The organism is Geobacillus sp. LYN3, assembly GCF_003064505.1.
Taxonomy (GTDB): domain Bacteria; phylum Bacillota; class Bacilli; order Bacillales; family Anoxybacillaceae; genus Parageobacillus_B; species Parageobacillus_B toebii.
Genome location: NZ_QCWL01000001.1, coordinates 930719 through 943646 on the forward strand (window position 1 = coordinate 930719; position 12928 = coordinate 943646).

At 44.4% G+C, this 12928-nt stretch carries 7 protein-coding genes and 1 pseudogene; 5 read left to right on the forward strand and 3 right to left on the reverse strand.

Features of this window, described 5'->3' with window-relative positions; all coding sequences use genetic code 11:
• The first annotated feature begins 193 nt into the window (after positions 1-193).
• The 3 genes from DCC82_RS04815 (at position 194) to DCC82_RS04825 (ending at position 2909) form a co-directional block, all read left to right on the forward strand.
• Positions 194-466 (forward strand): YgaB family protein, encoded by a 273-nt coding sequence (locus tag DCC82_RS04815; protein ID WP_097354121.1) that lies wholly within the window; start codon positions 194-196, stop codon positions 464-466.
• An 81-nt stretch (positions 467-547) separates the two neighbouring features.
• Positions 548-1081, forward strand: a complete 534-nt coding sequence (ntdP, locus tag DCC82_RS04820) for a nucleoside tri-diphosphate phosphatase (protein WP_062678470.1) — start codon at positions 548-550, stop codon at positions 1079-1081.
• A gap of 73 nt (positions 1082-1154) precedes the next feature.
• Entirely contained in the window at positions 1155-2909 is a 1755-nt protein-coding gene (locus DCC82_RS04825) for an ABC transporter ATP-binding protein (protein ID WP_097354122.1), read from the forward strand.
• Positions 2910-3278: 369 nt separating this feature from the next.
• Here DCC82_RS04825 and DCC82_RS04835 read toward each other — a convergent pair whose 3' ends face one another.
• Positions 3279-4049 carry a transposase gene (locus DCC82_RS04835; RefSeq protein ID WP_108430261.1) on the reverse strand — a complete coding sequence of 257 codons (771 nt, stop codon included), beginning with the start codon at positions 4047-4049 and terminating at the stop codon, positions 3279-3281.
• A gap of 104 nt (positions 4050-4153) precedes the next feature.
• On the opposite strand from DCC82_RS04835, the pseudogene DCC82_RS04840 reads away from it, so the two are divergent.
• Positions 4154-4669, forward strand: a pseudogene (locus tag DCC82_RS04840) (ABC transporter permease); the annotation flags it as partial.
• A gap of 38 nt (positions 4670-4707) precedes the next feature.
• On the opposite strand, the gene DCC82_RS04845 reads toward DCC82_RS04840, so the two are convergent.
• A complete protein-coding gene (locus DCC82_RS04845) occupies positions 4708-5769 on the reverse strand; it encodes an FUSC family protein (RefSeq protein WP_012749205.1) in 1062 nt (353 codons plus the stop codon).
• A gap of 1189 nt (positions 5770-6958) precedes the next feature.
• Between DCC82_RS04845 and ltrA the strand changes: the two genes are divergently transcribed.
• On the forward strand, positions 6959-8218 hold the full coding sequence (ltrA, locus tag DCC82_RS04850; protein ID WP_097354124.1) for a group II intron reverse transcriptase/maturase: 1260 nt from the start codon (positions 6959-6961) through the stop codon (positions 8216-8218).
• Positions 8219-8291: 73 nt separating this feature from the next.
• On the opposite strand, the gene DCC82_RS04855 is transcribed toward ltrA, so the two are convergent.
• On the reverse strand, positions 8292-12761 hold the full coding sequence (locus DCC82_RS04855) for a glutamate synthase-related protein (RefSeq protein WP_108430420.1): 4470 nt from the start codon (positions 12759-12761) through the stop codon (positions 8292-8294).
• Positions 12762-12928 lie beyond the last annotated feature (167 nt).

Sequence of the window (12928 nt, forward strand, 5' to 3'; positions counted from 1 at the left end):
TGAAGCAGTCAAACTTCTTTGGAAGCCCCCACTTCAAATTTTCGCTAGAAATTAAGTGGGGGTAGTTCACCGACAAAAGCTATCATAATTTTACATATATAGTCAAAGGAAATTTTTATCTCTTCCCGAAATATTAAATAGGAACAGTAAAAGAAGGCGCTCATCGGCGAATATGGGAAGGGAGAGAGCGATAATGGAGACGTTCGAACGCTTAGTGGGTGAGCAATTGAAAACGATGGAGCAACTGTTATTTTTACAGTCGGAAATCGAGCGTTGCCAAGAAATTGAAAAACAATTAATAGAGATGCAGCAAGAAGCGAAACTCCAATCCATTCAAGAGGAAATCCAACAAATGAAACGACAGTTAAGAGAGATTCAACAAACGTTTGAAAAGCAAACGGAAGAAGTCATTCTTTCATACCAAAACCAGTATCGCCGTACGTGCGAGCCATCTTCAACGCGTTAAGATGGCTCTCTTTTGTTTTCATTTGTATCTTCAATCGTTATAATAAAAAAGAGAAGTTCCCATAGGAAAGTAGGGAGAATGATGTCTGGATATCCTGCAGAAGGAGAAATTATTCAAATTCATAGTTATAAACATAACGGTTTGATTCATCGAGTATGGGAAGAATCGATCGTGCTAAAAGGAACGTCTACGTGTATTATCGGAGCGAATGATAAAACGATGGTGACGGAAGCAGACGGCCGGACATGGGTGACGCGCGAACCGGCAATTTGTTTTTTTCATGCGAAACATTGGTTTAACATTATTGGCATGATTCGGGAAGAGGGAATTTATTATTATTGCAATTTGAGTTCACCGTTTGTATGGGATGAGGAAGCGCTAAAATATATCGATTATGATTTGGATATTAAAGTATTTCCCGATATGACATATATTCTTCTCGACGAAGATGAATATGAACGGCATCGCAAAGAAATGAATTATCCAGATGTGATCGATCGAATTTTAAAAAATAATGTGAAAAAGCTGATCAGTTGGATTCATGAACGAAAAGGTCCGTTTGCGCCAGATTTTATTGACACGTGGTATGAAAAGTTTCGTTCATATCGAAAGTGAATGAAGGGGGAAAGCGAAAAAGCCTGTTCGTTGCCGCAAACAGGTTTTCTGCTTTTTAAAGGGGGATATGTTTTTGGCAATTATTCGCCGCTATATGCAATTTGTGCGTCCATATAAATGGTATATTATTGCAACGATGATCATCGGAATTATTAAGTTTGCGATTCCGCTTCTCATTCCGTTGTTATTAAAATATGTCGTTGATGAAATTATCGCAAATACGAAGTTGCCGATGTCCGTCAAGACAGAGCGTCTTTGGTGGGCTATCGCTGTGATGTTAGTGATTTTTGTCCTTATTCGCCCGATTGTCGAATATTATCGGCAATATTTTGCGCAGTGGACGGCAAGCAAAGTGCTGTATGACATTCGCAACCGCTTATTTACACATATGCAAAAATTAAGCTTTACGTATTACTCCAACCATCGCACAGGGGAAATTATTTCGCGCGTGATTAACGATGTCGAGCAAACGAAAGATTTTATTATTACAGGACTGATGAATCTTTGGCTAGATATGACCACGATTATTATTGCACTTATTATTATGATGAAGATGGATATTAAATTAACGCTTGTTTCCATTAGTACGCTGCCGCTTTATGCATTTTCCGTAAAATACTTTTTCGGGCGTTTGCGGCAACGGACGAGAATGCGTTCCCAAGCGCTGGCGGAACTGCAAGCATACTTGCACGAACGAGTACAAGGAATGCCGGTGATTAAAAGTCTTGCGATCGAAGAAGAGGAACAGAAACGTTTTTCCGAACAAAACAACAATTTTTTAACAAAGGCGCTTATGCATACGAGCTGGAATGCAAAATCGTTCTCTGTTGTGAATACAGTGACAGATATTGCTCCCATCATTGTGATTGGCTATGCCGGCTATCAAGTATTGCTTGGTCATATTACCGTCGGAACATTGGTTGCTTTCGTCGGTTATATTGATCGGCTTTATAGCCCGCTGCGCCGCCTTGTGAACTCGTCAACGACATTAACGCAGTCGTTCGCCTCGATGGATCGAATGTTTGAGTTTTTGGATGAGACATATGATATTGTGGATGCGCCAAATGCGATGGACTGCAAGGAAGTAAAAGGGGACATCGTATTTGAAAACGTAACTTTTGCTTATAGTAAAAACGAACCGCCTGTACTTCGAGATATTTCGTTTTCCGTAAAAGCGGGTGAAACGATCGCTCTTGTCGGCATGAGCGGGGGAGGAAAATCTACATTAGTAAGCCTTATTCCACGGTTTTATGACGTCACAAAAGGACGCATCTTATTAGACGGCATAGATATTCGCGACATACGCGTCCGCAGTCTGCGCGATCAAATCGGGATGGTGTTCCAGGATAGTTTTTTATTTAGCGATTCGGTGAAAGAAAATATTTTGCTCGGAAAACCAAGTGCGACAGACGAAGAAGTGATTGCCGCCGCAAAAGCGGCCAACGCTCACGATTTTATTATGAATTTGCCGGACGGTTATGATACGAAGGTCGGAGAACGCGGCATTAAATTATCCGGCGGGCAAAAACAGCGAATCGCCATCGCCCGTGTCTTTTTGAAAAATCCTCCGCTTCTTATTTTTGACGAAGCAACATCAGCGCTTGATCTAGAAAGCCAGCATTACATTCAAGAGGCAATGGAACGGCTCGCGAAAAATCGGACTACGTTTATCGTTGCCCATCGCCTGTCAACGATTACTCATGCGGACCGGATTTTTCTTATCGAAGATGGAAAGATTGTTGAAAGCGGCACGCATGATGAATTAATGGCCAGAAAAGGACAATATTATCACTTATTTACGATTCAACAATTGAATTACACGGAGTGAAAAATGTTTATATTATCGAAAAATAAGAGTTAGAAACGGTCTTGCAAAGTTGTTAAGGCCGTTTTTTATTTAGATAATATGAACCTCTCCCTCCTTTTCTTTGTTTATTAGTAGGAAAAATATTATTATTTTAGAATTAGGAGGAAGAGAATTTTTACACGCTGTAAGACTGTTTTTTTATTATTATTTTTTCTATTTAGATAATTGGTACCGTCAAGAATTTTGTGTAATGTAAGATAGATAGGGTATCTCTGAAATGGATTTAGAATAGAGGGGGGATATTTCCTCCACACAAAAGACTGAATATTCATTCTCTTGTGTGGACAGAGGCCCCCTTTCTTTGCTTATTTGTTTATTTACAATATTTGGTTAATTATAGCATTCTTCAAACATTCGCTCGAGGGCTTCCTGCGCTTCGGCAAATCCTCTTAACTTTCGCCCTGCCCATTTCTCATTAAAATCTTGGATGGTCAAATACATGACTTTTTCCGCGGCTTCTAAACTGCTCAAACTGTTCATCGGCTTTAGACGTTTCCGAATTTCCTTGATCGTTCGTTCGATGGCATTGGTCGTGTAAATCACACTTCGAATACTGCTTGGATCATCCATAAATGTAAGGAGGACATCCAACTCATTGGCCCAAGATTGAACTTCTCTTGGATATTTGCTGGACCATTTCGACTCAAACTGTTGAAACATTTGTAACGCCATCTCCTTATTCGGCGCGCGATAAATCAGTTTGAGATTCTCTGCCACTTCAAATTGATCTTTTTTCCAAACACAGCTGAGGGTGTTGCGGACTTTGTGCACGACACAGCGCTGCACATCGGCTTTCGGATACACCGCCTTAAAGGCTTCCTCCAGCCAGCCGGTGTGGCGTTGATAAGGGGCAAACAACTGTGTTTGAAATTTTCCGTTTCGGTCTCTTGAAGCCAAAAGACCCTCAATCCGGCCATATTGCGTATCTAGATTTCGCTGATAGCAGCCGTTTCTCCTATTCGGCGTTCCAGCCTGTTCGATTTCGAGGAAATGTTTGATTTCTTCCCGCATAATCAGCTCTAATTTTTCCTTCACAAACTGACGAATGACACTTTCCAGTTGATTTGCCCAGTCGACATTCGGTATACTTCTTTTAGACATAGGTAGGGTACTCCTTTCTCTAAGATTTTTGGTCCAATCAGAGAATACCCTACCTTTTTCTTTTGTTCTAGCAAAATGCTTTACACAAACTTTTATACATCATCATTGATGGAATTATTTCGCGCTTGTTTGATATTATGCTTGCGTTTCCAAGTATTTTGCTTGCCATTGGGATTGTCGCGGTGCTTGGACCTTCCTTGCAAAATGCGCTGATTGCAATTGCGGTGATTAATATCCCGAACTTCGGACGATTGATTCGCTCGCGTGTATTAAGCATTAAACAAGAAGAATACGTGATGGCGGCAAAAGCAATTGGGATGAGCGATATGCGCATTTTGTTCCATCATATTTTGCCAAACAGTATGGCACCGATTATCGTGCAAGGCACACTGGCGATTGCAACGGCCATCATCGAAGCGGCCGCCCTCGGATTTCTCGGATTGGGGGCACAGCCTCCGAATCCAGAATGGGGGAAAATGTTAGCGGATTCGAAAGACTTTTTGACACAAGCACCATGGACGATGATTTTTCCAGGGCTTGCAATTATGTTAACCGTGCTTGGTTTTAACTTGATGGGCGACGGATTGCGCGATGCGTTGGATCCGCGCATGAAAAACTAATAAAAGAAGGCTATCTCTTTTAGCGGAGATAGCCTTTTTTAGTGACTAGCTAAATTTTTTACTAAGGCAGCATCATGATGATAATGTTGGAAGCTGTCAATCAATTTATCAAGATGTTCTAATTGTTCGCTATAATCGATAATCGCTCCTATTAATGAAAAGAGGTAATATTCGTTTTTTTGCTGGTGATGTGCGTAAAATGCTTCGATTAAACGTGTTCTTTCTTGATGGGTTTCCATCGCTGTTTCTGTACGAGGATGACATTTTGTTTTACCAATAAACTTTAGCAATATTTGTTCATGGTAATGAAGCAGACTGTCTAGTTGTGAGCGGATGGCTTGCTGCAACTCAAGCGGCATGTGGTACAACTCGTTTTCAAAACGATGAAGAATTTTTAATGTATCGAGCGCTCTGTTTGCGACTACGATCATTTGCCGATATAGCACAAGTTTTCGTGATTTTTGAAAACGATTTTTTCGCGAGTACGTGCGCTCTTCTTTATACATTAAGTAAAGATGCTCGAGTTTTGTCATATCTTCTTTCATTTTTTCAATGTCTTCTTTTAAAATATGGTGCTCGGACGCATGCCTTATATGGATGCGAATCCATTTTAAAATATTTTCCGTGTTTTCATTAATTTGTGCATATAGCCTTTTTTCATATTTTGGAGGAAGAAAAATTAAGTTGACGATAAAGGCAGCGAATACCCCGAGCATAATGGTGGAAAACCGGATAACGGCAAATTTGATAAACTCTCTGTCAGTATATTCCATAATCGCGATAACGGTAACTAATGCTACCGATATCGTTGACTCGAGGCGCATTTTTAAGCAAAGAGCGATAACGATCATGAGCGTAAGGCCGATAATGAACGGGTCACGTCCGAACAAAAGAACAGCAATAATGGCAAATGCAGCGCCAATGATATTGGCTTGGACTTGTTCAATCAATGATAAATAGGAACGGTAAATCGTCGGCTGCATTGCAAAAACTGCGGAAATTCCCGCAAATACAGGAGAGGGAAAGTGTAATAGGGATGCTAGAAAAAGCGCTAATGTAACGGCGATTCCTGTTTTGAAAATGCGGGCACCGAGCTTCATTGTATGTTCAAACCTTTCCTCCTTAGTTCTTATAAACAATTTAGTACTATACACGCTTTTATATATGATATCAAGTGGAAAATATACATGAAATGTTTTTTAAATGACGAAGGGAAACGTATGATGCTTGCTAACTGGGTGTTTAAAATCTCCTCTGTGCAAATAGAGGTGCGAAAAAACAAATGAAAAGATAAAAGGCTACATATACAGTTTAGCATGTATAAACACAGGTGGTAAAAAAATAGATATGACGATTTTCGGTCTAGGTGATTATATGAGGCGGTTAATAACAAAATTCCTGTTCAAAAAGTTACAAGTACAATCGGAGAAAGCCCATGCAGGGTGTAGCCCGTCTTTAGACATGGGATGAACCGATTGCTTTGACGTAGTCAAAGATGGTATACTACTCTTATAGAGAAGAAAAATCCAACGTCTTGAATCGGGCGCACAGGGCGATAAGCACCAGTGAGGTGTTTGCCCATGAAAGTCTTGTGGAATTAGAGTCAGTATCCATGCGAAGGTATGGAAGAAGCTCTATAGTACACAAGAACCCCGTGGCTTTAGCCATCGGGAGGTTCAGCGAGTATGTCAGAATAAAAAGGAGTATCCCGCTAGTTGCGGGATACTCTTTTCATGTGCGCCCGGCATGGGTGTAGTCTATAGGGTGAAAGTCCCGAACTGCGAAGGCAGAAGTAGCAGTTAGCTTAACGCAAGGGTGTCTGCGGCGACGCAGAATCTGAAGGAAGCGGGCGGCAAACTTCCGGTCTGAGGAACACGAACTTCATAGGAGGCTAGGTATCATCGGGTGAGTTTGCATGACAAAACGAAGCCCTTTCTGCCGAAGGTGATACCGAGTAAATGAAGCAGATAGATGGAAGGAAAGACTGCACTCTTACCCGGGGAGGTCTGTCCGGGAAGCCAAGTGCGCTTGGCAACCGTTGGAGCGATCCAACGCTGAACGGACAGAAGTCAGCAGAGGTCATAGTACTCGTCTAGCTTAAGATAGAAGAGGAAGGACCGAACCATGAAGGAGAACGGCCACTAGGCGTTCATCTTCTTTGATGAAACAGACAACCCGAAAGGGCCTGCTTGAGGGAGGAAATGGTGAAGTCCATGGGGGACCTCAAGAGGGTGGAGAAGAAGATGGCACGAATAGAACGGATCGTTCACGTAGAGAGGAAGAATTGGAATGTGGATGAAACAGATACTGTCACGGGAGAATCTCCTGCGAGCACTCAAACAAGTGGAAAAGAATAAAGGGTCCCATGGAACCGATGGAATGTCCGTCAAAGACCTGCGAAGACACCTCGTGGAACATTGGGACGTGATACGGCGTGCTTTGGAAGAAGGGACCTACGAACCTTGCCCGGTCCGACGGGTCGAAATCCCGAAACCGAACGGAGGAGTCAGGTTACTAGGAATCCCGACCGTGACAGACCGGTTCATCCAACAGGCCATCGCCCAAGTGCTCACGCCGATCTTTGACCCATCCTTTTCGGAACACAGCTACGGGTTTCGTCCCGGTCGAAGAGGACACGACGCGGTGAAAAAGGCGAAGCAGTATATTCAGGAAGGATATACATGGGTGGTAGATATCGACTTGGAAAAGTTCTTTGATCGAGTCAACCATGACAAACTGATGGGGATATTAGCGAAACGAATTCCAGACAAAATCCTCCTAAAGTTGATACGGAAGTATTTACAGGCAGGGGTCATGATCAACGGGGTGGTCATGGAAACACAAGAGGGGACTCCACAAGGAGGACCGCTCAGTCCACTTTTGTCCAACATTCTCTTGGATGAGCTGGACAAAGAATTGGAAAAACGAGGGCACAAATTTGTACGGTATGCGGATGACTGCAATATCTACGTAAGGACGAAGAAGGCCGGGGAACGGGTGATGAAATCGATCACGGCATTCATTGAAAAGAAACTCCGGCTGAAAGTCAACGAAACCAAATCGGCAGTGGATCGACCGTGGAGGAGAAAATTCCTCGGTTTTAGCTTCACCCCAAATAAGGAGCCAAAAATCCGGATCGCAAAGGAAAGTATTCGGCGCATGAAGCAAAGGATGCGCACCATGACGAGTCGATCGAAACCGATTCCCATGCCCGAGCGAATCGAACAGCTCAACCAGTACATTCTGGGATGGTGTGGATACTTCTCGTTAGCAGAGACTCCAAGTGTGTTCAAAGAACTAGATGGATGGATTCAACGAAGGCTGCGCATGTGCCAATGGAAAGAGTGGAAACTTTCGAGAACCAGAGTCCGAAAACTGCAAAGTTTAGGAGTGCCCAAGCGGAAAGCATATGAATGGGGAAACACTCGGAAGAAATATTGGAGAGTGGCCGCTAGTCCCATCTTGCATAAAGCCCTTGGCAACTCCTATTGGGAGAGCCAAGGGCTGAAGAGTCTTTATCAACGATATGAATCTCTGCGTCAGACTTAATGGAACCGCCGTATACCGAACGGTACGTACGGTGGTGTGAGAGGACGAGGGTTAATCACCCTCTCCTACTCGATCATTCTGTTGAAACGGAAGGATCGGCTTGTTCTTTTGTCGGAATCACCTGGAAGAAATGGTTTTCCGGTTTTTCAAGAAGCGGCTGTAATGATTGCGCTTCTTCGTGCTGACCGTGTTCTTTTAATAGTTCAATGTATTTCGATAACAATTCTTGTACATCCGATTTTCCACGTTCGTTCAGTGGCTCGAGGCGTACTTGCGCTCCTTTTGCGATGCGGCGTTCCAATGCCGCCTTTGTTAACCCCATTTCCGGTTGGTGGCGCAAGTAGACGACTCCACCTGTCATTCCGGCGCAAATCCATGGACCTGGGTCGCCAAGAACAATGCCGCGTCCATTTGTCATATATTCGAAGGCAAATCCTTTAATGTTCGCACGTGTGCCGATATTTCCATGTTCTTTTTCCGGAATTGGCGTTGTCACTTGGCCGCCGATGATCATATCCGCACCAGACAGACGAATGCCAGCGCGTGCGTCCGCGTTTCCTTGCGCGATGAGCAAACCTTTTTGCGCCCCGTATCCGAAGCCTTTGCCAACGGAGCCGTTATAAAATTTCCCGTCTTTTCCCTTTGCTTTCAAAATGAAAATGCTGCCGCCAAATGCGGTTTTTCCAACGCCGTCCTGTCCGCCGCCATCGACATGGATATGGATGCCGTGAGTGTTGTAAGCGCCGAGCCCGTTTCCAGGAATCGAACCGTTTTTGTAGCGCAATGTGACATCCGGCAATTTTTTGTACGATCCGTCGAGACGACCTCGTACGCGGTGGCAAGAAACACGGCTGCCGAGAACGCGCTGTTCGGACGTGACGCTCGTAAATTCACGGGAACGATGCAAATCTTCCACATAGTAATCGAGATATTCCGCCCCAGCAGCAACGAGCAATGATGGTTCCTCTGCGCTTGCCGCTGCTTCTTTTTGCGCCATTTGCTCCACTTCAAGCACTTCAAGCAAGTTTGATAGATTCAATTGCTCTAGTCCTCTTGTTTGCTCTAATAAGTCAGAGCGGCCGACGATATCTTGCAGGCGAGTAAATCCAAAAGAAGCTGTTAATGCTTTTAATTCGTTTCCAAACGAGGTGAATAAGTTGACTAATCCTTGCACTGCCGTCTCGAATTGCCGCGGAACAAAACGGCGCAATCCGTGTTCTTTTGCTTGTGCTACCGATTCGATTTGCGTGGCGATTCCGACATGGCACGTATCTAAATGGCAGCCGCGGCATGTCGTACAGCCGATCGCAATCATCGACAGCGTACCAAAGCCGATGCGGTTGGCCCCAAGCAGCATCACTTTGAGAACGTCAAGCGCACTTTTTATGCCGCCGTCTGCCCAAATTTCGACTTTGTTGCGCAAACCGGCTTCAAGAAGAGCGTTATGGGCGGCTTTTACCCCGATTTCCACTGGAAGACCGACATGTTGCAGCGCATGGATGCGTGCGGCTCCTGTTCCGCCATCGAAACCGCTTAGCGTAATAATGTCCGCGCCCGCTTTAGCAATGCCGACGGCAATTGTTCCGATATTTGGCACGACCGGCACTTTGACGGCGACTTTTGCTTTGTCGTTCGCCGTTTTTAGCTCGGAAATCATTTGCGCCAAATCTTCAATCGAATAAATGTCATGATTATTGGAAGGAGATATTAAGTCCGAACCGATGGTCGCGTTGCGCGCTTCGGCGATTTTTGCTGTTACTTTCGAACCTGGAAGGTGACCACCTTCACCCGGTTTTGCTCCTTGACCGATTTTAATTTCCAATAGATTCGAAGAGTTTAATAGTTCCGCGTTCACTCCGAAACGGCCGGATGCAATCTGCTGGCCGCGCGTGCGCGGGTATTTGCCGAGCATGTCTTTAATTTCGCCGCCTTCGCCGTTTAAGCTGACCATGTTTAAGCGATCTGCCGCTTCCGCATAAGCGCGGAACGCCACTTCGTTTTGCGAACCAAACGACATCGAGGCGATGACGAACGGCAGGCTATGTTCGCCGACGCTAATGTCGACTTTTTCGACAGGAACTTGTTTTTCCGTTTTCTTTATATCTAGCAAATGACGAATCGTTGTCGGTGTTTTGATTTCGAGTTCATTTAGTTTTTCCCGATAGTTGTCATATGATCCTGTTTGGGCGACTTCCCCAATCGCTTTCCAAATACGCGGGAAGACGTGGAATGTTTTTCCCGGCTTTGCGTTTTCATTCGTATAGTCTTCCGCGCGTGCGATGGCATCTTGTTTCAGCGCTTCGAAGTCGTATTGCAATGAATCAGAGCCAAAGAAGTTGACAATGTTTAATACATCGGCGATTTCATCATGCAGGCCAATCGATGAGAAGAGGCGGCTATATCCGCGCAATTCGTGAATGCCAATTGTCGAAATTACTTTTTCTAATCCTTTATTGAGCGCTTTAAATAGATTGGCAACAGGTGCAGTCGACTCTTCCGACGCAACCGTTGCAAACATGAGATACGGGCTGATGGCATCTGCTCCTAGTCCATAGGCGACGACAAAATCATGCAGGGAGCGAATCGCGCCGGAACGAAGCAAAATGGAACAGTCGCGGCGCAAGTCTTGTTTTGTTAACGATTGATCGATGGCCGATGTGATGAGCAACGGGTCAATCCATAAGTTTCCGTTTTGATGTGCTTCTGCATCATCAATGACGAGCAAGGTCTTGCCGGAACGAACCGCTTCACATGCTTCGTTAGAAAGACGCTCTAGCGCCTGCGGAATGGTTTCTTCCGCCGTAAATGTCGCCGACAGGATGTGCGCTAATTGTTTTTCTCGGAACGAATGAACAATTTGGTCGTACGAAGGATGATGTAATTCTGTCGCGCAGTCGTTTCCGATTTTTCCTTCGATGAGAATCGGCGAGCTGAGCTCGATAACATATGACGTTTCTGTTTTATCTACAAGAGATGGCCGTTTTCCAATGACAGTTCTTGTTGAAAAATGTTCCATTTCACGGTCGCGGTCAATGGCTGGATTGGTGACGACGGCGACGCTTTCTTTAATGAAATCTGCGAGATTTTTCCGATTCGGATTAATAGCCGCAAGCGGCGCGTCATGACCTAACGAGCGAATCGGCTCCGCACCTTTTTCCGCCATTTGTTCTAAAAGTTGAATATGTTCTCTGTCCCAGCCGAACGCGGCATATTGACCGTTATGCACTTTTGTCGGCACAAAAGTAAATACGTGATTTTCCAGTTTCGGAACATCGAGACGTTTTCGGAAGTTAATAATGTCAAACCGTTTCGAAAAACGGGCGTATACTTCTTCCTGAAACTGTTCGTATTCCAACACTTGAATGACGCCGCCGAACCATGTTAAGCCAATTTTTTCCCCTGGTGCGAGCGGCTTTGGTTCTCCCGTATATTCGCTTGCCGGAATGATTCCTGGTTCTGACGCAAAAACAAATCGTTTTTCCGTTTCTAATTTCCAAAGCGGACGCAATCCGAGCGCATCGACGCTGAAGACCGCTTCGTCCTCGTAGCGGGAGATAATTGCTGCCGGCCCTTGGGCGAAATGCCCCCATGATTCACGGATGTACGTATACAAGTCTTGGAGGTGCTCTGGATACGCTTTAATTTCATTCACGATAGGCGGGAACAATATATCCATCGCTTCAAATAAGCTATAATCATAACGGCAGATAAGCGTTTCCAACGTACGGCTTAAATCTTGGGAGTCACTGCCGTCATTTGTCAATGGGACACCAATCATCACTGCTTCGTCACGCAGCTTTGCAATTGTGTTGATTTCGCCGTTATGAGCTAACACGCTAAACGGTTGGACACGAAAAAAGTTAGAAAGTGTATTCGTCGAGTAACGGTTATGTCCTAACGTCATGGTCGATGCGATAAACGGATGTGCCAAGTCATGATAGTATTTTGGCAAAATATCTCCGGCTCCCATCACTTTATACACAACGTGAAAATTGTTTAAAGAGGCAACATGAACATTTTCATCTTTCTCGATTTCAATCATTAGATCAAACAATCGTTTTGTAAGCTGCGCATTGTCGCTTGGCAATAAGGCGACTTGCCAAAATACCGGTTCTTGCCGAAGCGCGATTGGGCCTAACGCACTGGAGGAGGTCACACGGTCAGATTCAAAAATCAATAAGAAACCTGTTTTTTTGAATAACTGTTTGATCTTCGTTTTTATATGGTCTACATCAGCAGACCGATCGATGAAAAGATGGCCAACGGTAAAACTTTCGTCGTTTGCTATTTCTGGATTTTGACCGACGTTTGCGAGTTTTTCCATCCAAAGTTTTCTTGGAATATCCATATGAATGCCGACGCCGTCTCCCTCGCCATTAATAAATCCGGCGCAGTGATTCATTTTGACAAGCGCGTCAATACATGTCATAATGTTTTCTCGGGTTGGAATACGTTGTTTTTCGATAGCGGCGACAATGCCGCAAGCATCATGTTCTACTTGATGAAAGTTTTTAAAATGGTTAGGGTTCCAACGTTGTCTCATAACGTAAGCGGCGCCAAAGCGGGAACGTTCCTGCTTTTCGCCATTCACCTCCCGTGTTGAATAAACATAAGCGGCAATTTTGATCTTAATTTTCAGAATTTATCTTAATTAGGCGAGAAGACTCCCACTTCAACGAAGCGAAGCGGAGTAAGTGGGAGATGAATCGC

Excerpts from the sequence above, each read along its gene's own strand:
- DCC82_RS04815 (WP_097354121.1), top strand. The coding sequence starts at position 194 with ATGGAGACGTTCGAACGCTTAGTGGGTGAGCAATTGAAAACGATGGAG.
- ntdP (WP_062678470.1), top strand. The coding sequence starts at position 548 with ATGTCTGGATATCCTGCAGAAGGAGAAATTATTCAAATTCATAGTTAT.
- DCC82_RS04835 (WP_108430261.1), bottom strand. The coding sequence starts at position 4,049 with ATGTCTAAAAGAAGTATACCGAATGTCGACTGGGCAAATCAACTGGAA.
- DCC82_RS04845 (WP_012749205.1), bottom strand. The coding sequence starts at position 5,769 with ATGAAGCTCGGTGCCCGCATTTTCAAAACAGGAATCGCCGTTACATTA.
- ltrA (WP_097354124.1), top strand. The coding sequence starts at position 6,959 with ATGTGGATGAAACAGATACTGTCACGGGAGAATCTCCTGCGAGCACTC.
- DCC82_RS04855 (WP_108430420.1), bottom strand. The coding sequence starts at position 12,761 with ATGAGACAACGTTGGAACCCTAACCATTTTAAAAACTTTCATCAAGTA.